General features: G+C 65.3%; 27 protein-coding genes and 1 other RNA gene. 5 read left to right on the plus strand and 23 right to left on the minus strand.

Annotation, left to right across the window (positions count from 1 at the left end; all coding sequences use genetic code 11):
* The first annotated feature begins 8 nt into the window (after nucleotides 1-8).
* Nucleotides 9-290 carry an ETC complex I subunit gene (locus HMP09_RS15885; RefSeq protein WP_056051595.1) on the plus strand — a complete coding sequence of 94 codons (282 nt, stop codon included), beginning with the start codon at nucleotides 9-11 and terminating at the stop codon, nucleotides 288-290.
* Between the two features lie 154 nt (nucleotides 291-444).
* On the opposite strand, the gene HMP09_RS15890 is transcribed toward HMP09_RS15885, so the two are convergent.
* The 4 genes from HMP09_RS15890 to HMP09_RS15905 are packed head-to-tail and all read right to left on the minus strand — an operon-like array spanning nucleotide 445 to nucleotide 3,073.
* Nucleotides 445-948: an NUDIX hydrolase gene (locus tag HMP09_RS15890; protein WP_176501162.1), complete on the minus strand. Its 504-nt coding sequence runs from the start codon at nucleotides 946-948 to the stop codon at nucleotides 445-447.
* Nucleotides 945-1,610, minus strand: coding sequence for a TPM domain-containing protein (locus HMP09_RS15895; RefSeq protein ID WP_176501163.1), 666 nt, complete (start codon nucleotides 1,608-1,610; stop codon nucleotides 945-947). Before HMP09_RS15895 ends, HMP09_RS15890 begins: the two co-directional genes overlap by 4 nt.
* 1 nt (nucleotide 1,611) lies before the next feature.
* Nucleotides 1,612-2,460 carry a TPM domain-containing protein gene (locus HMP09_RS15900; protein WP_176501164.1) on the minus strand — a complete coding sequence of 283 codons (849 nt, stop codon included), beginning with the start codon at nucleotides 2,458-2,460 and terminating at the stop codon, nucleotides 1,612-1,614.
* A 16-nt stretch (nucleotides 2,461-2,476) separates the two neighbouring features.
* Nucleotides 2,477-3,073: a LemA family protein gene (locus tag HMP09_RS15905; RefSeq protein ID WP_176501165.1), complete on the minus strand. Its 597-nt coding sequence runs from the start codon at nucleotides 3,071-3,073 to the stop codon at nucleotides 2,477-2,479.
* A 101-nt stretch (nucleotides 3,074-3,174) separates the two neighbouring features.
* Between HMP09_RS15905 and mscL the strand changes: the two genes are divergently transcribed.
* Nucleotides 3,175-3,645 (plus strand): large conductance mechanosensitive channel protein MscL, encoded by a 471-nt coding sequence (mscL, locus tag HMP09_RS15910; RefSeq protein ID WP_176501166.1) that lies wholly within the window; start codon nucleotides 3,175-3,177, stop codon nucleotides 3,643-3,645.
* A 146-nt stretch (nucleotides 3,646-3,791) separates the two neighbouring features.
* On the opposite strand, the gene HMP09_RS15915 is transcribed toward mscL, so the two are convergent.
* Nucleotides 3,792-4,223, minus strand: a complete 432-nt coding sequence (locus tag HMP09_RS15915; RefSeq protein ID WP_176501167.1) for an RrF2 family transcriptional regulator — start codon at nucleotides 4,221-4,223, stop codon at nucleotides 3,792-3,794.
* 99 nt (nucleotides 4,224-4,322) lie between these two features.
* Between HMP09_RS15915 and ssrA the strand changes: the two genes are divergently transcribed.
* Nucleotides 4,323-4,678: a transfer-messenger RNA gene (ssrA, locus tag HMP09_RS15920) on the plus strand.
* Between the two features lie 101 nt (nucleotides 4,679-4,779).
* Here the strand turns inward: ssrA and HMP09_RS15925 are convergent.
* The 12 genes from HMP09_RS15925 to rimP form a co-directional block, all read right to left on the minus strand.
* On the minus strand, nucleotides 4,780-5,511 hold the full coding sequence (locus HMP09_RS15925) for a hypothetical protein (protein ID WP_176501168.1): 732 nt from the start codon (nucleotides 5,509-5,511) through the stop codon (nucleotides 4,780-4,782).
* A 137-nt stretch (nucleotides 5,512-5,648) separates the two neighbouring features.
* Nucleotides 5,649-6,008 (minus strand): response regulator, encoded by a 360-nt coding sequence (locus HMP09_RS15930; RefSeq protein WP_176501169.1) that lies wholly within the window; start codon nucleotides 6,006-6,008, stop codon nucleotides 5,649-5,651.
* A 140-nt stretch (nucleotides 6,009-6,148) separates the two neighbouring features.
* Nucleotides 6,149-8,563 carry a polyribonucleotide nucleotidyltransferase gene (gene pnp, locus HMP09_RS15935; protein ID WP_176501170.1) on the minus strand — a complete coding sequence of 805 codons (2,415 nt, stop codon included), beginning with the start codon at nucleotides 8,561-8,563 and terminating at the stop codon, nucleotides 6,149-6,151.
* 240 nt (nucleotides 8,564-8,803) lie between these two features.
* Nucleotides 8,804-9,073 (minus strand): 30S ribosomal protein S15, encoded by a 270-nt coding sequence (gene rpsO / locus HMP09_RS15940; RefSeq protein WP_128454121.1) that lies wholly within the window; start codon nucleotides 9,071-9,073, stop codon nucleotides 8,804-8,806.
* Between the two features lie 18 nt (nucleotides 9,074-9,091).
* Nucleotides 9,092-10,090, minus strand: coding sequence for a tRNA pseudouridine(55) synthase TruB (truB, locus tag HMP09_RS15945; protein ID WP_176501171.1), 999 nt, complete (start codon nucleotides 10,088-10,090; stop codon nucleotides 9,092-9,094).
* 161 nt (nucleotides 10,091-10,251) lie between these two features.
* Nucleotides 10,252-10,827, minus strand: a complete 576-nt coding sequence (locus HMP09_RS15950; protein WP_176501172.1) for a thymidine kinase — start codon at nucleotides 10,825-10,827, stop codon at nucleotides 10,252-10,254.
* A gap of 300 nt (nucleotides 10,828-11,127) precedes the next feature.
* Nucleotides 11,128-11,517: a 30S ribosome-binding factor RbfA gene (gene rbfA, locus HMP09_RS15955; protein WP_176501173.1), complete on the minus strand. Its 390-nt coding sequence runs from the start codon at nucleotides 11,515-11,517 to the stop codon at nucleotides 11,128-11,130.
* Nucleotides 11,518-11,637: 120 nt separating this feature from the next.
* Nucleotides 11,638-14,493, minus strand: a complete 2,856-nt coding sequence (gene infB, locus HMP09_RS15960; RefSeq protein ID WP_176501174.1) for a translation initiation factor IF-2 — start codon at nucleotides 14,491-14,493, stop codon at nucleotides 11,638-11,640.
* Nucleotides 14,490-15,248, minus strand: a complete 759-nt coding sequence (locus HMP09_RS15965; protein WP_176501831.1) for a DUF448 domain-containing protein — start codon at nucleotides 15,246-15,248, stop codon at nucleotides 14,490-14,492. The genes infB and HMP09_RS15965 overlap by 4 nt, the downstream gene beginning before the upstream one ends.
* 124 nt (nucleotides 15,249-15,372) lie before the next feature.
* Nucleotides 15,373-15,612 carry a tautomerase family protein gene (locus tag HMP09_RS15970; protein ID WP_031392998.1) on the minus strand — a complete coding sequence of 80 codons (240 nt, stop codon included), beginning with the start codon at nucleotides 15,610-15,612 and terminating at the stop codon, nucleotides 15,373-15,375.
* Complete coding sequence (gene nusA / locus HMP09_RS15975) at nucleotides 15,612-17,381, minus strand: transcription termination factor NusA (protein ID WP_176501175.1); 1,770 nt, start codon at nucleotides 17,379-17,381, stop codon at nucleotides 15,612-15,614. Before nusA ends, HMP09_RS15970 begins: the two co-directional genes overlap by 1 nt.
* Nucleotides 17,381-17,977, minus strand: coding sequence for a ribosome maturation protein RimP (gene rimP / locus HMP09_RS15980; protein WP_176501176.1), 597 nt, complete (start codon nucleotides 17,975-17,977; stop codon nucleotides 17,381-17,383). Before rimP ends, nusA begins: the two co-directional genes overlap by 1 nt.
* A 178-nt stretch (nucleotides 17,978-18,155) precedes the next feature.
* Here rimP and HMP09_RS15985 point away from each other — a divergent pair, with 178 nt between their 5' ends.
* Nucleotides 18,156-19,280, plus strand: a complete 1,125-nt coding sequence (locus HMP09_RS15985; protein ID WP_176501177.1) for a PQQ-dependent sugar dehydrogenase — start codon at nucleotides 18,156-18,158, stop codon at nucleotides 19,278-19,280.
* A 44-nt stretch (nucleotides 19,281-19,324) separates the two neighbouring features.
* On the opposite strand, the gene HMP09_RS15990 is transcribed toward HMP09_RS15985, so the two are convergent.
* Both HMP09_RS15990 and HMP09_RS15995 read right to left on the minus strand, forming a co-directional pair.
* Entirely contained in the window at nucleotides 19,325-19,726 is a 402-nt protein-coding gene (locus tag HMP09_RS15990; protein ID WP_176501178.1) for a PaaI family thioesterase, read from the minus strand.
* On the minus strand, nucleotides 19,723-20,178 hold the full coding sequence (locus HMP09_RS15995) for a PaaI family thioesterase (protein ID WP_176501179.1): 456 nt from the start codon (nucleotides 20,176-20,178) through the stop codon (nucleotides 19,723-19,725). Before HMP09_RS15995 ends, HMP09_RS15990 begins: the two co-directional genes overlap by 4 nt.
* A 106-nt stretch (nucleotides 20,179-20,284) precedes the next feature.
* On the opposite strand from HMP09_RS15995, the gene HMP09_RS16000 reads away from it, so the two are divergent.
* Nucleotides 20,285-21,079, plus strand: a complete 795-nt coding sequence (locus tag HMP09_RS16000; protein WP_176501180.1) for a crotonase/enoyl-CoA hydratase family protein — start codon at nucleotides 20,285-20,287, stop codon at nucleotides 21,077-21,079.
* Nucleotides 21,080-21,330: 251 nt separating this feature from the next.
* Here HMP09_RS16000 and HMP09_RS16005 read toward each other — a convergent pair whose 3' ends face one another.
* From HMP09_RS16005 to HMP09_RS16020, 4 genes are read right to left on the minus strand one after another with little or no spacing between them, the layout of a single operon-like run.
* Nucleotides 21,331-21,684, minus strand: a complete 354-nt coding sequence (locus HMP09_RS16005; protein ID WP_176501181.1) for a hypothetical protein — start codon at nucleotides 21,682-21,684, stop codon at nucleotides 21,331-21,333.
* The gene (locus HMP09_RS16010; protein ID WP_232090399.1) at nucleotides 21,684-22,100 is read right to left on the minus strand and encodes a hypothetical protein; all 417 of its coding nucleotides are present in this window, start codon (nucleotides 22,098-22,100) and stop codon (nucleotides 21,684-21,686) included. The genes HMP09_RS16005 and HMP09_RS16010 overlap by 1 nt, the downstream gene beginning before the upstream one ends.
* A gap of 41 nt (nucleotides 22,101-22,141) precedes the next feature.
* Nucleotides 22,142-22,867 carry a hydroxyacylglutathione hydrolase gene (gloB, locus tag HMP09_RS16015; protein WP_176501182.1) on the minus strand — a complete coding sequence of 242 codons (726 nt, stop codon included), beginning with the start codon at nucleotides 22,865-22,867 and terminating at the stop codon, nucleotides 22,142-22,144.
* 10 nt (nucleotides 22,868-22,877) lie between these two features.
* Nucleotides 22,878-23,294, minus strand: coding sequence for a VOC family protein (locus tag HMP09_RS16020; protein WP_176501183.1), 417 nt, complete (start codon nucleotides 23,292-23,294; stop codon nucleotides 22,878-22,880).
* Nucleotides 23,295-23,331: the final 37 nt, after the last annotated feature.

A 23,331-nucleotide genomic window follows, 5' to 3' on the forward strand; every position in this document is an offset into this window, starting at 1 on the left:
GAGCATCCATGCCTACCGCCCGTATCTTCCAGCGCCCCAAGAACGCCATGCAGTCCGGCAAACACCGGACCGACGCCTGGCAGCTCGAATTCGAACCCTCGGAGCCCAAGCGCCCCGACCCGCTGACCGGCTGGGCCGGCAGCGGTGACACGCGCGACCAGCTGCGGTTGCTGTTCCCGACCGCGGAGGCGGCGATCGCGCACTGCGAGCGCGAAGGGTTCGGGTACACCGTCGTGCCCGCGCCGCAGAAGACGCTGAAGCTGCAGAGCTACGCGGACAACTTCAAGTAAGCGGCCGCGCGCAGGGTGCGACCGTCCTCCTGCCGTAAGCCCCCATCTCCCGTCATCTCGTCATCCCAGCGAAAGCTGGGATCCAGAGCCAAGAACGTTCGCGCTCGTGGCTCTGGATCCTGGGTCAAGCCCAGGATGACGGCACGGGGCGAAACTAGAGAATCGACCCTGCCAGGATCAGCAGCATCTTGGTGTCGATCGCCACGCCGGCCTTGCGCTTCGCCGCGACGAACGCGGGCACGTCCGCCAGCGGAACCCGGTGGACGGTGATGTTCTCGTCGCTGTCGCCGCCGCCATCGCCGATCCTGGTCAGCCCGGTCGCGCGCACCAGCGTGAAGCATTCGGACGTCATTCCCGGCGAGGAATAGAACACCCCCAGATCCTCGATCGCGTCCGCGCGGTAGCCGGTCTCCTCTTCGAGTTCGCGCCCTGCGGCGACCGCGACGCTCTCTCCCGCGGATTCGTCACCGACCAGGCCCGCCGGCAGTTCGAGACAGGCGCGCCCCAACGGAACGCGGAACTGCTCCACCAGGATCACGTCGCCGTCATCGATCGCGACGATCACCGCCGCTGCGATCTGGCCTTGGCGCGCGACGAATTCCCACGTGCCCTCGGTCTGGACAGTAATGTATTTGCCGGCCCATGCGGTCGTGCTCATAGTTCGATCAGCCTGTCGGGAAGTTCGTTGATGGGGGTACCGCGACGCGGGAAATGCTCGGCGAGCACCGTGCCGATCTGCGCGACCGCGTCGGCCATGCCGTCGGCGGGGCGATCGTCGCGGACGCCGGTCAGGACCGCCGCCATCGCCGCCCCCCAGGTCTCGTTCGGCACACGCGAATGGATCGCCTCGTCGGCGATGATCTCCGCCCGGCGTTCGGCAAGCGAGAGATACAGCAGCACGCCGGTCGCGCTTTTGGTCCGCTTCTCGGCACCCGCGCGGAACAGCAGCAGCGCGCGACGGCGCACGCGCCGTGCCTTGGTCGCGCCGGGTGTCAGCGCGAGCCGCGCGGGCGCCCAGGCCAGCACCAGCCGTATCGCCAGAAACACCAACGTCACGAGCACCAGCGCGATCACGTACAGCGCGCCTTGCGGTGCCTGCGCCCAAGGATCGACCAGCGCGTAGATGTGGTCCGCCGCGACCGGCCAGAACGCGAGCAACGCCAGCGTCAGCAGCATCCCGAGCACAGCCCAGTGCAGCGATACATCGTGATAGGAATCGGACGCCTGCGCGACGATCGTGACGATCTCGCCGGTCGTCGCGGTCTCCGCCTGCGTCACGGCCGCAGTGACGCGGTCGTGATCGGTATCGCTCAACCGCATGTCACCAACTCCCCGATGCGCCGCCGCCACCGCCGGATCCCCCGCCGCCGCCACCGAAACCACCGCCGCCCCAACCGCCGCTATCGCCACCGCCGGAGCTGCCGCCCCCGCCGCCACCACCGCCGCGCATCATCGCATCGGCGACGCTCCACAACACGATCGGCAACGCGCCGCTGCCGCCGCTCCGGCTGCCGCCGTCGACATAGTTTTTGCCGCCGGCTTTGCGGGACAGCATCGGAATGACGATCGCCGCCAGCACGATGCCGAAGAAGATCAGCCCGATTGGCACGCCGCCGCCGCCCGACGTCGAACGCCGATGCGTCTTGTCATATTCGGCGGCTGCGGTCGTCACCTTGGCGCGCGCCTCCGCGTCGGGGAGCGCGAGCTGGTCCGCGACCGCATTGGTTCCTGCGACGATGCCGCCGGAAATATCGCCTGCCTTGAAGCGCGGCAGGATCTGCTGGTTGATGACGACGCTCGAGAATGCGTCGGTCAGCACCGGCTCGAGCCCGTAGCCGACCTCGATCCGCACTTTCCGGTCGTTCGGTGCCACCAGCAGGATCGCGCCGTTGTTCGCGTCCTTCAGCCCGACGCCCCAGCTCCGGAGCAGTCGATTGCCGTAATCCTCGATCGGATACCCTTCGAGATCGGGCACGGTCGCGACCACCAACTGGTTGCCCGTCGCCTTTTGCAGGTCGTCGAGCCGCCTGGTCAGCGCGGCTTCCTGATCGGGCGGGATCACGTTCGCGCTATCGACGACGAACCCGGTGAACTTCGGAAAGGTCTGCGCGGTCGCGGCACTGCTTCCCAGCAGTACCGCGAACACCAGCGTGGCGAGGTGGCGGATCATCGCGCAGACCCCGGAATCAGCTCGCGTTGCCGAAGTTCACCGTCGGAGCCGTCTCGGCACCGGGCGTGGTCGCCGCGAACGGCACCATCGGCTTGGCACCGTAGAAGATCTTCGCACCGACCGCGTCGGGGAAGGTGCGGATCTTGGTGTTATACGCCTGCACCGCGCCGTTATAGTCGCGGCGCGCGATCGTGATGCGGTTCTCGGTGCCCTCGAGCTGGCTCATCAGCGTGGTGTAGTTGCCCTGGCTCTTCAGCTCGGGATAGGCCTCCTGCAAGCGCTGGAGCGATACGCCGACGGCACCCTGGACGCGCTGATACTGCGCCATCTTGGCGGGGTCGGAGAGATCGTCGGCCGAAACCTGGACCGAGTTCGCCGCGGCGCGCGCCTGCGTCACTTGGACAAGGATATCCTTCTCCTGCGCGCCCGCCGCCTTCACCGTGGCGACGAGGTTGGGGATCAGGTCGGCGCGACGCTGATAGTCGTTCTGGACGTCGGCCCAGCGTGCCTTCGCATTTTCCTCGGCAGTCGGAATGCTGTTGATCCCGCAGCCGGCGAGCGCGGATGCGAGGAGGATTACGGCGGTACCGCGGGCGATTGGGGCACGTGACATCGGGGCTCTCCTGAATACCTGTATCAGCATCATAGGACAGTCGGCAGGGTTGGCGAAACCGAAATCGGCGGTTAGCTTTGACGGGTAACAAAGGGGGCAACATGCTCAAGGAATTCAAGGCGTTCATCATGCGCGGCAACGTGCTCGATCTCGCCATCGCGGTGATCATCGGTGCGGCGTTCGGCAAGATCGTCACGTCGCTCACCGACGACGTGCTGATGCCGATCATCGGCAAGGTCTTTGGCGGGCTCGATTTCTCGAGCTATTTCTGGCGGATGGGGCCGGTGCCGGCAAATTATGCGGGCTCGCTCAGCGACTATGCCGCGCTCAAGAAGGCGGGGGTGCCGCTGCTCGGCTATGGCGCGTTCGCGACGCAGCTGGTCAACTTCGTCATCGTTGCCGGTATCATCTTCATGATCCTGCGCGTGGTGAACCGCACCGCGGCGCTGATCGAGCGCGAGACGGCGCGGTTGAAGCGCGAGGAGGAGGCAGTCGCCGTCGCGCCTGCACCAGAGCCGGTCGAGATCGCACTGCTCCGCGAGATCCGTGACGAGCTGAAGGCTAGGGGGTGACCGCCTTGTCCCTCTCCCCTCAGGGGAGAGGGAGGGAGGAGCCGTTAGGCGACGGAAGGATGAGGGGCCTGAGGCTCGGGGCGGGATCCCAACACCCCCTCATCCGACGCTGCCGCGCCACCTTCTCCCCCAGGGGAGAAGGAAGACTACGCCGCTACGAGATCTTCGGCGTTGGCGTCCGCCAGGCTCGTGCCATCCAGGATCCGCGCGGTTTCGTCGCGCACGCGCATCATTGCATAGCGGATCGCGCAATCCGCCTCGCTCTTGCAGTCGAGGCAGGGCCGGTAGGCCGTGCGGCTGACGCACGGGACGAGCGCGAGCGGCCCCTCGATGATCCGGATGATCTCGCCGAGCGAAATGAGATGGCTTGGCCGCGACAGGCGATAGCCGCCCATCTTGCCGCGATGGCTGTGCAGCAGGCCGGACTCGCGTAGATCGGCGAGGATCAACTCGAGAAACTTGCGCGGCACGTTCGCCTCGGCGGCGATCCGCGTCATCGGGATGGGCGGGCCACCGACGGGGGCACCGCCAAGAAAGATCATCGCGCGGAGCGCGTAGCGGGAGCGCTGCGTCAACATAATGCAGGCTGCTATGCACGCGCTTTGTGGCGAGCGGAAGGCGGTTCGGCACGCGGCGTGCTATGATGTTGGCGATCGGGACAAAAAGGAGCGCCGGCCGGGCTTTTCATCGCGTTGCGGCTCCCCTATATCGGTCATGCCGTCGGGGGAATCTTCTCTTGGCGGCTATGGCGATAAACCGTGGCGTGTCATAGACACAGCGGACCCGGGGGCAGTACCCGGCGACTCCACCACCGCCCTCTTCGCAAGAGGGGGACGATGACGGGGTCGAACTAGGATCGACGTGTGTTCAACGACGCTATGTTTCGCTCGGAATGGGACCACCGCAACGGCCCATACACAAGTGCCAACGATAACGAAGCACTCGCAATTGCCGCATAACTGACGGTCTAACGACCTAAGTTATACGGACGAAAGCGCGGTTCGGGCCACACCGGGCAACAGAAGTGGAAACCGGCGGTACGGGGGGCACCGAGCAACAGAAGCTCCCCACTATCCCGCTACATGTTTCCGGCGACGGGGTCTAAGGTATGCGGTCCCAGCTATGCGGTCCCAGTCACGCGGCAAGGCGCTCGACCAGCCGCTGTACGGGCGGGCTGAAGCCCAGCGGACCGACCAGAACGTTGGTCACGGCCAGTACTCCGCCACCCCAAAAATAGGCGGGATGTATCTTCCCGTGGAGGCGCAGGTCGAAGATCATCCCTGCGATGACATACACTGCCATCGACGCGAACACCGCGAGCGGCGCGAACTTGCCCAGCAGGGGCATCGGCAGGATCCGTCCGAGCGCCGGCGACATGACCAGGATCGTCCCGCACAGCATCAAGCGCTTATGCCAGGCGGCCTGTTTTCGCAGCGCAATCGCCCAAGCGGTCAGGATGCCGAAGCCGATTACACCCAGCACATCGAGCGCCAGGAAAATGCCCGGTGGAAAGAACGGCGGAACGCGGTGCTGCTGGACCGCTGCAACGGTAGTAACGATGCCCAGCACGACCATCGACACTGCGATAGCGGCGCCCAGCACGCCCAGTTGCCGGTGCCGGGTGATTGATCCCCGGACGATCACCCAGTTCTGAACGACGTAGAGCATGATCCAGGCAAAGAAGGCGGCGGCATGCAAATGCACGTGCGGGGGCAATTCGAAAAACGTCCAATTCATCCGCGCGGCATTCAGCGTGAAACCAAAGATGACCGTGACGGCTATCGCTATGGCCATGCCAAAGAAGAAGCGGCGTTCGCTCGCTACCATATTCCACTGCGCCGGCCGTGTAACGTTCACCGATGCCATCTGATCGCCCCCGCCAGTCGATGTTCAATAACCGTACGATAGGCCGAATATCTTAAGGCAGCAATACTTAGGATGATGGAGGGTTGCAGAGACTAACAGGCATCACATCCTAAGGTAATCGTTATTCGAACAGTTGCTTAAGGCTGTAAAAGCTTGCTCAATTGTGCGCCGGTATAGGGTTTCCGCACAAACCGGGCGGCCTTGGGTAGCGCATCTGTGGTGCCGTCATCGGTTCCCGACGTGACGAGGACCGCGATATCGGGGCGTTGCGCGTGCACTGCATTGGCCAAGTCGATGCCGTTTAGAGCTCCGGGCATGCGCACATCGGTGAACAGGGCAGCGATATCGGGCCGCTCTTCGAGCTTTGCCAAGGCATCGGCTGCGTTGCTGGCTTCGACGACTTCATAGCCGGCATCCTCCAGCGCGAGGTTGGAATGGACCCGGACCAGGGCATCGTCATCGACGACGAGGATAACAGACTTCGAAATGGTGTTCATACCGGTTCGAACATCCGGAATGCCGCTCCGTTCCAACATAAGTCATATTCGACCTTAAGAACGGGTTAGTTCAAGGCTGGCATGAGAAAGGGGCCCGGTTTCCCGAGCCCCTCCATCAATTGCCATTACGTGGCAAAGGCTTAGTCGCGATCGCCCGTCAGGAATGCCGGAGCGAACTCGGGAGCCTTGTCGCCGTCCGAACGTGCAGCACGCTCGCCGCCGCCGCTGCCACCGCCGTCACGACGCGGGCCACGGCCACCGCCGTTACCGCCGGCATCGCGACCGCCGTCGCCGTCACGACGTGGGCCACGCGAGCCACGGTCACCGCCGCCGCCTTCGCCGCGCGGACCACGACCGCCGCCGCCGCCGCCATCACGGCCACCATCGCCATCACGACGCGGCGGACGCGGACCACGATCGCCGCCTTCGCGCGGCTCGCGGGCAGGACGCGTGTCCTCCAGCTCTTCGCCGGTCGTCTGGTCGACGACGCGCATCGACAGGCGAACCTTGCCGCGCGGGTCGATCTCGAGGACCTTGACCTTGACCTCCTGGCCCTCGCTCAGCGCATCGCTGACCTTCTCGACGCGCTCGTTCTTGATTTCGGACACATGGACGAGACCGTCCTTGCCACCCATGAAGTTCACGAACGCCCCGAAATCGACCAGGTTGACGACCTTGCCGTCATAGACCTTGCCGACTTCGGCTTCCTCGACGAGGCCCTTGATCCACTTGATCGCAGCTTCGATCTGCGCGGGATCGGACGACGAGACCTTGATCACGCCCTCGTCGTCGATGTCGACCTTGGCGCCGGTCTGCGCGACGATCTCGCGGATCACCTTGCCGCCGGTGCCGATGACTTCACGGATCTTCGACTTCTCGATCGTGAAGGTCTCGATACGCGGTGCGTGTGCCGACAGCTCCTCACGCGTGTGATCGAGCGCCTTGGCCATTTCTCCCAGGATGTGCGCGCGGCCTTCCTTGGCCTGTGCCAGCGCCTTGCCCATGATCTCTTCGGTGATGCCGGCGATCTTGATGTCCATCTGCATCGTGGTGATGCCCTCGGACGTGCCAGCAACCTTGAAGTCCATGTCGCCGAGGTGATCCTCGTCGCCGAGGATGTCCGACAGAACCGCGAAGTTCTTGCCCTCGAGGATCAGGCCCATCGCGATGCCCGACACCGGACGCTTCAGCGGAACGCCCGCATCCATCATGCTCAGCGAACCGCCGCAGACCGTCGCCATCGACGACGAGCCGTTGCTCTCGGTGATGTCCGAGAGAACGCGGATCGTGTACGGGAACTCCTCCTTCGACGGCAGCACCGGGTGCAGCGCGCGCCAGGCGAGCTTGCCGTGGCCGACTTCGCGACGACCCGGCGCACCGAAGCGACCGACTTCACCGACCGAGTAGGGGGGGAAGTTGTAGTGCAGCATGAAGTTTTCGTACGAGAGCCCGTTGAGGCTGTCGATCATCTGCTCGGCGTCGCGCGTGCCGAGCGTGGTGGTGCAGATCGACTGCGTCTCGCCGCGCGTGAACAGCGCAGAGCCGTGCGTACGCGGGAGGAAGTGGACCATGGCCTCGATCGGACGGATCTGCGTGGTGGTACGACCGTCGATGCGGGTGCCGTCCTTGAGGATGGCGCCGCGGACGATCTCCGCCTCCAGCTTCTTCATCAGCTTGCCGGCAGCCATCTGGTCCTGCGGCGACGCGTCCGCAAATGCGGTCTTGCCCTTCGCACGAGCGGCATTCAGCAGGTCCGAGCGCTTCGACTTGTCGGTCACCTTGTAGGCAGCCGCAATGTCCTTGCCGATCAGCTTCTTCAGCTTGTCCTTGGCGGCCGACAGGTCGGCCTGCTCGGCCATTTCCCACGGATCCTTGGCGGCCATCTCGGCCAGATCGATGATCAGGTTAGCGGCTTCGCGGCACGCTTTGTGGGCGAACTGCACGGCGCCGAGCATGATCTCTTCCGAGAGCTCCTTGGCTTCCGATTCGACCATCATCACGGCGTTGCCGGTGGCGGCGACGACGAGGTCGAGATCGCCCGTCTTCGCTTCTTCCAGCGTCGGGTTGAGGATGTACGCGCCATCGACATAACCGACGCGCGCCGCGCCGATCGGGCCCATGAACGGCACGCCCGAGATCGTCAGCGCCGCCGACGCCGCGACCATCGCGAGGACGTCCGGCTCGTTCTCGCCGTCATACGACAGAACCTGGCAGATCACGTTGATCTCGTTGTAGAAACCCTCGGGGAAGAGGGGACGGATCGGGCGATCGATGAGACGGCTGGTCAGCGTCTCCTTCTCGGTCGCGCCACGCTCACGCTTGAAGAAGCCGCCGGGGATGCGGCCGCTCGCGGAGAACTTCTCTTGGTAATGGACGGTGAGCGGGAAGAAATCCTGCCCTTCCTTGACGGTCCGTGCAGCCGTCACGGCGCACAGAACGACGGTTTCGCCGAGGGTCGCGAGCACGGCGCCATTGGCCTGACGGGCCACACGGCCGGTCTCGAGCGTCAGCGTCTTGCCGCCCCACTGGGCGCTTACGGTCTTGGTATCGAACATTCTTTTTCCTTCACTCCAAACGCCAGATGCGTTTGGGGCCTATGTGCGGGCTAAGCCGGCCCGCGGCGGTATGGAGCGAGTTGTCGCTCCCAAAGGGATCGGCCGAATTGCCTTTCCCTTAATTCCTCCCCGGAGAAGGCCGGGGTCCCGTTGGGGTACGCTGCGTGTCGCGCGCGCCGCCAGTGTAGAATAGTTCTGCCGGAATGCCAAAAGGGGCGACCTTTCGGCCGCCCCTTGAGATTACTTGCGAAGACCGAGCTTCGCGATCAGATCCAGGTAGCGCTGGCCGTCCTTGTGACGGAGATAATCCAGCAGCGTCCGGCGCTTGTTGACCATCATGAGAAGGCCACGACGCGAGTGGTTGTCCTTCTTGTGGGTCTTGAAATGCTCGGTCAGGTTCTTGATGCGCTCGGTCAGGATCGAGACCTGGACTTCCGGCGAACCGGTATCGCCCTCGGCGCGCGAATGCTCCTTGACGAGCTCGGTCTTGCGTTCTGCGGTAATCGTCATGAAATTCGTCCTACGACATCATAGATTGAAACCGCGAACGACCCGGACGTCTCCGTCCTCGACCTCGACCAGCGCGACCGGGACAGCGTCCAGTTCGGCGAAGTATTGGCCATCGTCTGCGGCGATCCCGGCCAAGATGCGCCCCTGTCGGAGCGCCCCTGCCTGGTCGGGGGTGAGGGAGAGAGCCGGGATGTCGTCCAGCGCCACCCTCAAGGGCAGAAGTACATCTTCAAGCGCGGAGGCCTTAGCGAGTTCGTCCAGTTTGTCCAGCGATATCGCGGCGGACAGGTCGAAGGGGCCCGCCTTGATGCGGCGTAGCATGGTGACGTGGCCGACCGTTCCGAGCGCCAACGCGATGTCGCGCGCGAGGCTGCGGATATAGGTGCCCTTCGAGACATGCGCGGTTAGCGTGACGTCCTGCAATTCCTCCCCGGAACCGGGAGGGGGACCGCCGTCCGCTTGGGCGGGGGGGGAGGGGGGGGCGCCAGAATCGTTCCGCTCGCGGAAGCCCCCCTCCACCAGCTGCGCTGGTCCCCCTTCCACTGCCGGGGAGGATCTTAGGCTGTGAATCGTTACATCCCGACTAGCCAGAACCACCTCATGCCCGGCCCGCGCCAGATCATAAGCCCGCTCCCCATCCACCTTCAGCGCCGAATAGGCCGGCGGCACCTGCGAGATCGGTCCGGTAAACCGCCCCAACACCGCCTCGACCGCCGCCAAGGTCGGCCGCACGTCCGACCTCGCGATCGGCACGCCCTCCCCATCGAGCGTATCGGTCTGCACCCCGAACATCACCGTGAAGTCATAGATCTTGTCGCTGTCCAGCATCCGCCCGGCAAGCTTGGTCGCCTCGCCGACCGCGATCGGCAGCACGCCGGTCGCGAGAGGATCGAGCGTGCCGCCATGGCCGACCTTGAACTTGCCATAGCCGCCCTGGCGCAACGCGCGCTTCACCGCGGACACGCCTTGGGTCGAGCCGAGCCCCAGCGGCTTGTCGAGAATGATCCAGCCATGCATGTTCGGGGTCCTTGAGTTCTAGGTAAGGCAGGCGCGCACCCCTCCTTCTCCGTCATCCTGACGAAAGTCAGGATCCAGAGCCATGAGCGACGGTGTTCGGTACCCTGGATCCTGACTTTCGTCAGGATGACGGCGAAGTGGGTAGCGGAAAGGGCAGGGAGTTAGCCCAAAGCCTCCGTGAAATGGCGTCGGCATAGCGCGACATAGCGGTCGTTGCCGCCGATTTCGGTCTGCTGTCCCTCGGCGATCGCGCGGCCATTGCCATCCACGCGCAGGTTCATCGTGGCCTTGCGCCCGCACATGCAGACCGACTTGATCTCGACCAGCGAGTCCGCCAGCGCCAGCAACCGTGCCGATCCGGGGAACAACGCCCCCTGGAAATCGGTGCGCAATCCGTATGCCAGCACGGGGATCCCGACGACGTCGCAGACATGAGCGAGTTGGTCGATCTGTGCGGGCGTCAGGAACTGCGCCTCGTCCACCAGCACGCAGGAGATCGCGTCCGCGGCGTGCTGCCGGGCGACGCACGCGCCGATATCAGTCCCCGCATCGAACGCGATCGCGGGAGCCTCCAGCCCGATCCGCGAGGTGATCGTCCCCGCCGCGAACCGATCGTCGATCGCCGCGGTGAACAGCATCGTCCGCATCCCCCGCTCGCGATAGTTGAAGTCCGCCTGGAGCAGGTTCGTCGACTTCCCCGCGTTCATCGACGCGTAGTAGAAATACAGCTTGGCCATGAGAGCAAAGAGCGGGAACGTAGGGGGATGTCTAGAGCCGGTACGCGCTAAACCCCGGAATTTCTGAACTCGTTGTCCAAGGCTCGGCACCCCACCACCCGTTCGTCCTGAGTAGCTGCTGAGCTTGTCGAAGCGGCGTATCGAAGGATGGGTTGGCGGGCGGAAACTGTGCTTCGATACGAGCCTTCGATACGCTTCTGCGAAGCTACTCGGTCTCTACTCAGCACGAACGGGGGGGGCGGTCGGTCCGCCTTGAACGAAACAGGAAGGGCACGAGCCGCAAAGGTCTCGCGCGCGCGATCAATCTTCGCTCAAATCTCGCGCGATATGCGGATCGCGCAGCAGCGTGTCGATGTGCGTGCCTTCGTCGAAGCTCTCGTCCGCCAGAAACTTGAGTTTCGCCGCGTAGCGCATCTGTACCCGGTTCGCGACTTCGCGCTGGAGATAGGCGGTGTTGGTCCGCAGCGCCTTCAGCACCTTTTCCTCGTCCTTGCCGAGAAGCGGTTTCACGAAGACGGTGGCGTGGCGCAGATCCGGGGACATCCGGACCTCGGTGATCGTGACGAGGTGCTTTTCGAGCACCGGATCGTGGACGTCGCCGCGTGCGAGGATGTCCGACAGCGCGTGACGCGCCTGTTCGCCGACCCGCAAGCTGCGGACGACTTTTACTTCTGGGGTATCGGCTTTCATTCTTCTCACTCCCTCGCCCCTCCGGGGAGAGGGTGGGGGTGAGGGGAGGCTGCGAACGCTATCGCCCGGTACTGCCCCTCACCCGACCCTCTCCTCCGAGGAGGAGAGGGCTCTACGTCATCAAAGCGTGCGTTCGCGCATCTCGACTTCGAACGTCTCGAGGACGTCGCCGGCCTTGATGTCGACGAAGTTCGACGTGAACGTCACACCACATTCCAGCCCGGCGCGGACTTCGGCGACATCATCCTTGAAGCGACGCAGCGATGCGATTTCGCCCTGGTAGATGATGACGTCGTTGCGCGTGATGCGCGCCTTGAGCGCCTTGCGGATATTGCCTTCGGTGACGAGCAGACCCGCCGCCTTGCCGTGCTTGCCCGCCGAGAAGACCTCGCGGATATCGGCACGACCGACGACCGTCTCGAACGCTTCCGGCCCGAGCTCGCCGGCCATCCCCGCCCGGATCTCGTCGATCAGGTCGTAGATCACGTCGTAATATTTGAACGCGACCTTCTGGCGCTCGGCGATCTCGCGCGCCTTGGCATTCGGGCGAACGTTGAAGCCGATGATCGGTGCACCCGATGCCGCCGCCAGCGTGACGTCCGACTCGGTGATGCCACCGACGCCCGAGTTCAGCACGCGCGCCTTGATCAGGTCGGTGGAGATCTTGTTGATCGCCCCGACGATCGCCTCGACGGTACCCTGCGTATCCGCCTTCACGACCAGCGGATATTCGATCGCCTGCTTTTCCTTCAGCGCCGAGAACATCGACTCGAGGCTGGCAGGAGTCGACGCGGTCCGCTTGTCGGTCTTCACGCTGCGACGATATTCCGCAACTTCGCGAGCCCGTGCCTCGTTCTCGACCACCTGGAACGGATCGCCCGCCGATGGGACACCCGACAGGCCAAGAACCTCGACCGGCATTGCCGGACCCGCTTCCTTGATCTGCTTGCCCTTGTCGTCGACCAGCGCACGGACCTTGCCGCTCTCGCCGCCGACCACGAAGATGTCGCCGACCCGCAGCGTACCGCGGTTGACGAGGATCGTCGCGACCGGGCCACGGCCCTTGTCGAGCTTGGCTTCGATCACCGTACCCTCGGCGGCGCGATCCGGATTGGCGCGCAGTTCGAGCAGTTCGGCCTGGAGCTGGATCTTCTCGATCAGCGCGTCGAGACCGATTTTCTTGGTCGCGGAGACTTCGACGTCCTGGACGTCGCCGCCCATGTCCTCGACGACGATCTCCTCGCTCAGCAGGCGCTCGCGCACCTTCTGGGCATTGGCGCCTTCCTTGTCGATCTTGTTGATCGCGACGATCATCGGGACGCCTGCCGCCTTGGTGTGGGCGATCGCCTCCACTGTCTGCGGCATCAGGCCGTCGTCCGCCGCTACCACCAGGATGACGATGTCGGTGACGTCCGCGCCACGCGCACGCATCTGCGTGAACGCCTCATGGCCCGGCGTGTCGAGGAAGGTGATCTTCGACTTGTCCTTCAGCGTGACCTGATACGCGCCGATATGCTGGGTGATGCCACCCGCTTCGCCGCGCACCACGTCGGTACCGCGCAGGGCATCGAGCAGCGACGTCTTGCCGTGATCGACGTGACCCATGATCGTGACGACCGGGGCACGCGGAAGCAGCGTCTCCTCGGCATCATCGATCGTGTCGTTGGCCAGATCCTGATCGACATCGCTGACGCGAGTCAGGTTGTGACCGAATTCGGTGACGAGCAGCTCGGCGGTATCCTGGTCGATCGTCTGCGTCATCGTGACGGGCATGCCCATCTTGAACAACGCCTTGACGAGGTCGGCACCCTTCTCAGCCATACGAATGGCGAGTTCCTGGACGGTAATTGCCTCCGGGACGACCACGTCGCGGATCTGCTTGGCTTGCGCCTCGCGCGGACCACCGGTGCCACGACGCTCCTTCTCGCGCGCACGCTTCAATGCGGCGAGCGAGCGGGCGCGTGCGCCATCACCATCGCCGAGCGCGCGGTTGACGGTGAGCTTGCCCGAGGTGCGACGATCGTCGCCCTTGCGGTCACGCTGCTGCGGACGCGCCGGAACGGCGTCGCGACGGACGCCACCAGCGGGAGCGTTCGCCCCGGTCGCGCCGGGACGCGCGGCGGTCGTGCCAGCGTTGCCCGTCGTCGCGGGTGCCGCGGCAGCGGGTGCTGCGACAGGCTTTGGCGGCGGCGGAGGACGCTCTGGACGCGCCACCGGCGAGAACCGGCGCGGGGCCGGGAACGCCGGATCGCGGGTCAGTTCGAGAACGGGCGACGGTGCCGGCGGCGCAACAGGGGCCGGCGCAGGCTTTGGCGCGGGTGCCGGGGTAGCCGCTACCGGAGCCGGCGTGGGCTTCGGTGCAGGTGTGGGTGCCGCTGGAACCGGAGCGGGGGCAAGAGCCGCTGCAACGGGGGCTTCGGCCGGCACTGGCGCAGGCGTCGGTGCCGCGACCGGAGCGGGCGCCGCTTCGACCACAGGTGCAGGTGCAGGAGCGGGCGCCTCGACCGGCTTCGGCGCCTTGGCTTCCGCCTCGGCACGCGCGCGATCGGCGACGCGGTTGCGCTCGTCCTCGGCGGCCTTGCTACGCTCGGCCTCCTGGCGACGACGCCCTTCCTCCAGCGTGTTCATGCGCTGCTCTTCCGCCTCGCGGAGGAGCTTTGCCTGACGCTCCTGCGGCGACAGATTGCTCGGCGCCTGCTGACGCACGGGAGCGGGCGCAGGCTGCGGCGCGCGCGCCTGCGGGGCCGGTGCGGGGGCCGCAACCGGGGTAGGCGCGGCAACCGGTGCGGCGTCCGCGACCTGCACGTCGGGCTCGCCCGGACGGCGCAGTACGCGCGCGCGCTTGGTTTCCACGATCACCGTATTCGATCGGCCGTGGCTGAAGCTCTGCTTCACCTGGCCGGTCTCGACCGTGCGCTTCACACCCAAAGGTGCGCGCATGCCAAGTTTCGGCTTCTCGTTGTCCGTGTCGCTCACTCAAATTCCTCAGTCATGTCCACGGCCGGGCTGTGTCCGGTCGATCCGGACGCCCCTGTTATGGGTGACGTCCCGTTTTGTTGGGACGCCGATGCGCCCTGCGAGGCCGTTTCGCAAGACACGGGAGAAGGTTCGGGGCCGATAAAATGCAGCCAACGGTCGAGCGCTTCGCTCACCCGCTTTGCTGCAGCGCGGTCGGTCAGACCAATGTGTACCACATTTTCCCGCCCCAGCGCCAACGCCAATATGGTGCGCGACGCAGGCAGTGCCAACCCCCGTAGACCCGAGCCCTCGACATCGTTGCCGATGCGCCACGCCTGATCGAGCTTACGGTTGCCGTCTTCGGCCGCGTCGGACGCGTGATACAGTGCCTTCAGCTTGCCCGAGCGCGCGTTCTGCTCGATCCGGTCGGACCCGATCAGCACGGTGCCCGAGCGCGATTCGAGCCCGAGCCGGTCAAGCGCGTTACGCTCCAGCGCGGATTCGATCATCGCCGGGAGTTCGGGTGCGATGGTAAACTCGCCGGTCTTGAACGCCCGAGCGAGCGCGCCCTTGAGCTTGCCCTTCTTGATCGCGGCTTCGAGTTCGAGTCGTGTCACCCCGATCCACGCACCGCGACCAGGCGCCTTGGCGCGCACGTCGGGATGGATCTGGCCGTCGGGGGCCAGCGCGAGTCGCACCAGATGCGGGCGAACATCGCGCTCCCCCGACAAGATGCACTTGCGGATGGGGGCATCTTCATCCCCTTCGCGCATGCGGGATGGCTTGGGCTCGCGCCCGGCACCATCCTTGTTTTTAGCCGAGGCCGGACGTCCGACCTTCGGCCCCCTGCCACTTGCGGGAGGGTTGGAAGGAAGGGAATCAGTAGCACCTAGCGTCTCATCGGGAGGGTTCCGCATGTGCGTCCTCCTGCGCCGGAGTCGTCTTGGGCGCGTCGCGGTCGACCAGCAACTGGCCGCCCGCGCCGTAATTCTCGGTCGAGACTTCCTCGATCACGATCTGCACCGCAGCCGGGTTCTTTCCCAGCCGCTCGACGAGCGACTGGGTGACGTCGGCGACGATGCCGGCCTTCTGGTCCTTGGTGGCGGACCCCGAAATGCGGATACTGACAAACGGCATCAGGCCTTGTCGTCCTCGCTCTTCGCATCGGTCGACTCTGCGGCGTCATCCACCGCAGCGTCGTCTGCCGTAGCGTCCTCAGCCGCAGTGTCCTCAGCCGCAGTGTCCTCAGCCGCAGTGTCCTCAGCCGCAGTGTCTTCAGCCGAAGCCGCTTCCACCGGAGCCTCGTCCGTCTCGTCAGCGTCAGCCTCAGGGGCCTCGTCCTCGAACCAGTGCGCACGCGCGGCCATGATGATCTCGTTGCCCTGCTCGTCGCTCAGGCCGTATTCGGCGAGAATGCCGCCCTTGGGCTCGGGACGCTTCGGCGCATCGTCGTTGCGACGGCGTGGCTCGACGCGCTTCTTCTCGACCAGCTCGTCGGTCGCCAGATCGGCGAGATCGTCGAGCGTCTTGATGCCCGCCTTGCCGAGCGTGACCAGCATCGCCTCGTTCAGATACGGCATGTCGATCAGCGCATCCTCCACGCCGAGCGCGGTGCGCTCTTCGCGGCTGGCGGCATCGCGACGCTCGAGCGCCTCGGTCGCGCGGTTCTGCAACTCGCCCGCCAGATCCTCGTCGAAGCCCTCGATGCCGGCGATCTCCTCGACCTCGACATAGGCGACCTCCTCGAGGTTGGTGAACCCTTCGGCGACCAGCAGCTGTGCGAGCGTCTCGTCGACATCGAGCTCCTTCTCGAACATCGCCGAACGCTCGACGAAGTCCTTCTGGCGCTTCTCCGACGCATCGGCCTCGGTGAGGATGTCGATCGCCTTGCCGGTCAGCTGCGACGCAAGCCGCACGTTCTGGCCACGACGGCCGATCGCCAGCGAAAGCTGGTCATCGGGAACGACCACCTCGATACGCTCTTCTTCCTCGTCGATCACCACACGCGACACGGAGGCCGGCTGCAATGCGTTGACGACGAAGGTCGCGATATCGGGCGACCAGGGGATGATGTCGATCTTCTCGCCCTGCATTTCCTGCACGACGGCCTGCACGCGGCTGCCCTTCATGCCGACGCACGCGCCGACCGGATCGATCGACGAGTCATGGCTGATGACGCCGATCTTCGCGCGCGAACCGGGATCGCGGGCCGCGGCCTTGATCTCGATGATGCCGTCGTAGATTTCGGGCACTTCCTGCGCGAACAGCTTCTTCATGAAGTCGGGATGCGCGCGGCTGAGGAAGATCTGCGGCCCACGATTCTCGCGGCGCACGTTCAGGATCAGCGAGCGGATGCGGTCGTTGACGCGCACCACTTCGCGCGGGATCTGCGCGTCGCGGCGGATGACGCCTTCTGCGCGGCCCAGGTCGACGACGACATGGCCGAACTCGACGCGCTTGACGACGCCGGTGATGATCTCGCCGGCGCGGTCCTTATACTCTTCGAACTGGCGCTCGCGCTCGGCGTCGCGGACCTTCTGGAAGATGACCTGCTTGGCGGCCTGTGCGGCGATGCGGCCGAATTCGATCGGGGGCAGCGGATCGACGATGAAGTCGCCGAGGGCTGCGTCCTTCTGGAGCTTCTGCGCGCCCTTGACGTCGACCTGCTTGAAATAATCGTCGACCGCCTCGACCACTTCGACGACGCGCCACAGGCGCAGATCGCCGGTGTTCGGATCGAGCTTCGCGCGGATGTCGTTCTCGGCGCCGTAGCGCGAGCGGGCGGCGCGCTGGATCGCGTCCTCCATCGCCTCGATCACGATCGCCTTGTCGATCATCTTCTCCGACGCGACCGAATTCGCGATCGCGATCAGTTCCGCGCGGTTTGCGGTGACTGCCGTGGCCATCAATGCTGTCCTTCTTCGGTGTCGGCCTCATGAGCGTCAGGCTCATCGGCGGGCGTATCTTGATAGAAAACTTCGTCCGCGCCTTCGATCGAAAGCGGTGCGGTCGCGGCGATGAGGCGGTCGGTCATGACGAGCTTGGCGTCGGCGACCTGCGCATAGTCGATCGTCATGATCTTGTGCTTGTTGACGTCGACGGTGATCTTGGTTCCCTCGACGCCCATCAGATTGCCCGAGATCTGCTTGCGGTCCTCGAACGGCTCGACGAGGCGGATGCGCGCCTCCTGGCCTTCCCAGTCGGCGAAGTCCTGCAACCGGGTCAGCGGGCGATCGATACCGGGGCTCGACACTTCGAGGCGATACGCTTCCTCGCCAACCGGGTCCTTGCCCTCGGCTTCGAGCGCGTCGAACTTGTCCGAGATGCGGCGCGACAGCTCGGCGCAGTCGTCGATCAGCAACTGACGCGTGTCGGGGCGCTCGGCCATGACCTGCAACGTCGGATCGGACTTGCCGCCCTGCATGCGCACGCGCACGAGGCTGAGGCCGAGCGCGGTGGCTTCGGGTTCGATCAGGTCGGTCAGCAGGGCGATATTCGCCATCGAAATTCCAAACAGGGCCAAAGCACAGGGGGTTTCCGCCGCGGAGCAAGCCCCGCAGCCTCTTCACCTGGCGATGTAGAGAAGTGATGCCTCTATACGCGGGGTGGTGCGGGTTCGCAAGCGGGAGCAACCTTCATCCGTTACGCCGCGTTTGCGGAGAGATTTCCGGGAGAAGATCATGATTCGCCACACGCTGTTCGCCGCCGCTCTGCTGTCCGCCACGCTGCTCGCCTCGACTACCTGTTCCGCGCAACTCGCCGCGGCCGGCAAACCGTTCAAGGAGACGGTGGTCGCCGACTTCGAGTCGCCGTGGGCGATGGCGGTCTTGCCCGACAAGCGCATACTGGTGACCGAGAAACAGGGGCAGATGCTGCTCGTGTCCGCCGACGGCAGATCGCGCCAGACGGTCGCGACTATCACGGTCGATTCGGCCGGGCAGGGCGGTCTGATGGACGTCGTCCTCGCTCCCGACTTCGCGACGAGCCAGCGCGTGTATTTCAGCTATTCGACCACAGGCGAGGGCGGCAAGGGAGTCGTCCTGGCGCGCGGTCGCCTGCGGCCGAACGGTGCCGATGGCGAGCGCCTTGGCGAGATCGAGGTGATCTTCAGTGCGCGGCCCTTCGTCGAGGGCAATGGCCATTACTCCGGCCGCATCGCCTTCTCGCCCGACGGCAAATATCTGTTCTTCACCAATGGCGAGCGCCAGAAGTTCACGCCTGCGCAGGATCCGAAGATGACGCTCGGCAAGGTCTTGCGCCTCACCCTCAACGGCAAACCCGCGCCCGGCAACCCGCTCGCTGCCAAGGGTTTCGCGCCGGAGGTCTGGAGCTACGGCCACCGCAACCTGCTCGGGATCGCGTTCGATGCGCAGGGCAATCTCTGGGAGCAGGAAATGGGGCCCAAGGGCGGCGACGAGGTCAATCTGATCAAGCCCGGCCTCAACTATGGCTGGCCCAACGCCTCGAACGGCAGCAATTACGACGGCAGCGACATCCCCGATCACAAGCCCGGCGACGGCTATGAGCCGCCCAAGGTGTCGTGGAACCCGGTGATCTCGCCGGGCGGCCTGATGATCTATTCCGGCGCGATGTTCCCGCAGTGGAAGGGCGACGCGTTCATCGGCGGGCTGTCGTCGAAGTCGCTCGTCCGCGTCGACCTGAACGGCACATCTGCCGCGAAGGGCGATCAATGGGACATGCGCGCGCGCATCCGGGAGGTCGAACAGGGGCCCGACGGTGCAATCTGGGTGCTGGAGGACGGCGGCGATTCGCAAGGCCGCCTGATCAAGCTGACCGCGAAGTAGCGCTCAACGCAGTCCCCCTCCCGCTTGCGGGAGGGGAGGAAGAATTAGTCGCGCACGATCAGATAGTTCATCCGCGCCGCCGCGATCGGCTTGTCGCGCTCGTCTTGCCAGGCGGTCGCCTCGACATTGGCCACCCGGTTTCCCAACCGCGTCACCACGCCAGCTGCGCGCGTAGGCTTGTCCCTGCCGCCGCGCATGAAGTCGACCGTGACGTTGACGGGCTTGATCCGCGGGTCGGAGCCATTGGCGCCCTCGGCCTCCAGCGCATGCTGCAACGCCGCGATCGCCGCCATCTCGAGCAACCCGGAGATCGCACCGCCGTGCAGGAACCCGGGTCGGCCCAGCACGTCGTCCGCAAACGGCATCACCAGCACGGGCGGCGCGCCCGCCTCGATCTCGACCGAGACGCGCAGGATCTCCGCATAGGGCGGCAGGCCGATCGTCATGCCTCGATCCTTCTATTCAGACCCATCCCCGCGACATCGCCCACCACCATGAACGTCCCCGCGACATGCGCGAGCGGATCGTCGGGATCGCCGTCATGCGCCTGGCCGCGGACGAACGCGATCGAGCGCGTGATGCGGTAGCATTCGCCGCGCCCGATCACCGTCTTTCCCGGCGTTGCCGGGCGCAGATAATCGACGCGCAGGTCGAGCGTCGCGTGCGGTACGAACGCGTTGCGCTTGATCCAGATCGCGAGACTCGTCGCCATGTCCATCATCGTGATGATCGGCCCCGACGCGATCACCCCGCTCGCCGGGTCGCCGATCAGTTTCGCGTCATAGGGCAGCGCAAGCTCCGCCCAGTCGTTGCCATGCGCGTGATAGCGCATCCCCAGCGCGGCGCCATGCCCCCCGAACCCGCGCGTCGCAAACCATTGTGGATCAAAACCAGCCATCCGCCCGCCTCTACACGCCGCGCGCCGGGGCGCAACATTGCGGGCGCCGTTGCAGGCGGGCGCAGGCGCGGTTAGCGTCCCGGCAAAGATCGAGAGGATCGCCTAAATGAACGACGCTAGCAACGACCGGGTCACCCTCACCGTCACCGAGGGCGTCGCCGACGTCCGCCTCAATCGCGCGGACAAGATGAACGCGATCGACCCGGCGATGTTCGAGGGCATCGCCGCCGCGATCGACCGTCTTGCCGGCATGAAGGACGTCCGCTGCGTCGTGCTGTCGGGCGAGGGCAAGGCGTTCTGCGCCGGGCTCGACATGGCGTCGATGGCGAGCGGCGGGTCGGGGCTGGAGCTCGGCGACCGGACGGCCGGTGGCGCGAACCTTCCGCAGCAGGTTGCGTGGGGCTGGCGCACGCTGGCGATGCCGGTGATCGCCGCGGTCCACGGTGTCGCGTTCGGCGGGGGCTTCCAGATCATGTCGGGCGCGGACATCCGCATTGCGCATCCAAGCGCGCGTTTCGCGATCCGCGAAAGCTATTGGGGGCTGGTGCCGGACATGGCCGGGATCGCATTGTGGCGGACGCTGGCGCGCGACGACGTGCTGCGCGAACTCACCTACACCGCGCGCGAGTTCGACGGCGCGGAGGCGGTGCGGCACGGTTTCGTCACGCGGCTGTCCGAAGACCCGCTCGGCGAGGCGATGATGCTCGCGCGCGAGATCGCCGCCAGGAACCCGCACGCGATCCAGGGTTCGAAGCGTCTGTACAACCTCGCGGCGGATGCGGATGCGGTCGCCATTCTCCACGCCGAGACCGAAGAGCAGCTCAAGGTCATCCGTACGCCAAACCAAATCGAACAGGTCCGCGCCAACATGGAAAAGCGCGCGGCGGTGCTCGAGGACTGAACATCTGAACCCGTTCTCCTGCGAAAGCAGGAGCCCAGGGTAACCGAACGTTGCCCTGAATGGCTCTGGATCCTGACTTTCGTCAGGATGGCGAAGGAGGGGGCTGGCGTTCATCCCCTCCCACCACCCCGGCGAAGGCCGGGGCCCAATTGGCAAGGTCGTTGTAACGGATCGCCGTCCTCAGCCAGCACCGTCCCCCAATTGGGCCCCGGCCTTCGCCGGGGTGGTGTGCCACGGGTTTGGGAACGCCGCTACTTCACCTTGTCATACGGCGTGAAATCCCGAAACCGGCAATAGCCCGACGGGATCGACATACCCGTCGACACCGTCCGGAACCGATCGTTCCGACACAATTGCCCGCCATACACATCGACGATCAGCGTATCTAACGGCCGCAGCGAAGCGCATTCGCCGACCGGCCCGGTCTTCCAGATCCGCTTGCCCGACTGCCGGTACAGGATCGTCTGCGAATCGACGATCTCGGGCCCGTTCAGCTGTTGCAGGTTGACGCAGCGCACCGGCGCCCCGGCGATCCGCCCCGCCAGCGGATCGGACTTCCCCGCCACCAGCATCAACGCCACTGCCGCGAGCAACGGTGCACGCATCACGGCTTCCGATAGGGTATGAAATCGCCGAAGCTGCAACTCCCGGTCGGAAAGCGCGCCGCCTGGTCGAACGTCTGCGCGATGTCGCCGCGGCAGAGCTGCCCGCTCGGCGTCCGCGTCACGAGGACGTCGCCGCGCCCGATCCCCTCGCACCCGCCGGCCGTATCGCTGCGATACACCAGGCCGTTATTCACGCGGTACAGGATCGTCGCGCCGTAGCCCGAACTCTGCTTCTGCGGGAACTGGCTGATGCAGGTCTGAGGCTTGCCCGGCACAAGCCCGGCGAGTTCCTTTGCCAGCTTCTCCTGCACGCCGGCCTCACGGACCTGCACGCGCTCGACCTCCGCCTGGGTCTGCGTACACGCACCCAGCAACAACGCCGGCAGCATCAAGAGTGGCAGGGTCCGCATCCGCATCGCAACGCTCCTCAAAATCCCCGCCACACCTTATACGCCTATTACCCGCGAAACGCATCCTTGAGTGCACGATAGCCCGCAAACTGCGCGAGCGATGTCGCTCGCAGGAACGGGTTGGTCGCGCGCTCGCGCCCGATCGTCGTCGGCACGGTGGGCTCGCCCTTCGCGCGCGCTGCGTCCACCTCCGCCATCCGCGCCACGATCTCCGCATTGTCCGGCTCGGCAACCATCGCATACCGTCCGTTGCTCTGCGTATATTCATGTCCGCAGAACACCTCGGTCTCGTCCGGCAGCACGGCATAACGCTGCATGTTCGCGAACATATCAGCGGGCGTTCCCTCGAAGAGCCGTCCACACCCCATCGCGAACAGCGTGTCGCCGGTGAAGATCACCGCATCGTCGGCGAAGTGGAACGCGATATGCCCCTGCGTATGCCCCGGCACCGTCATCACGGTCGCCGCATGATCGCCGATCCGCACGACGTCACCCTCGTCGACCTGCTGGTCGAGAGTCGGAATCTTGTCCGCTTCCGCCGCCGGGCCGACGACCGTCGCGCCATACGCCTTCATCTCGGCATTGCCGCCGGTGTGATCGGGATGCCAGTGAGTCGTCCACACCCGGTCGATCCGCCAGTCACGCTTCTTTGCAGCGGCGATCACCGGCCCCGCCTCGCCCGGATCGACCACCACCGTCTCGCCCGAGACGGTATCGTGGACCAACCAGGCATAATTGTCGGAAAGTACCGGAACGCGGACAATATCGAGCATCAGCGCGTCCTCACCACTTGCCGGTGTTCGGCATCGACGCCCATGGCTCGGCGGGATCGAGCGCGCCGTCGGCCTGCAACAGCTCGATCGAGATGTTGTCGGGGGTCCGCACGAACGCCATGTGGCCGTCGCGCGGCGGCCGGTTGATCGTCACGCCGGAGTCCATCAGACGCTGACACGTGTCGTAGATATTGTCGACGCGGTAGGCGAGATGGCCGAAGTTGCGACCCTCGTCATAGTCCTCGGGATCCCAATTGTGCGTCAGCTCGACCTCGGCGCTCTCGTCGCCGGGAACCGACAGGAAGATCAGCGTGAACCGCCCCTTCTCGCTCTCCATCCGCCGGACCTCCTTCAAACCCAGCGTCTCGAAGAACGCGATCGTCTTCGCCGGGTCGGTCACGCGGATCATCGTGTGGAGATATTTCATGCTTGCTCCGAGCGTTGTTCGCAAGCGCAGATAGGGA

Source organism: Sphingomonas sp. HMP9 (assembly GCF_013374115.1).
In the GTDB taxonomy this organism is placed as follows: domain Bacteria; phylum Pseudomonadota; class Alphaproteobacteria; order Sphingomonadales; family Sphingomonadaceae; genus Sphingomonas.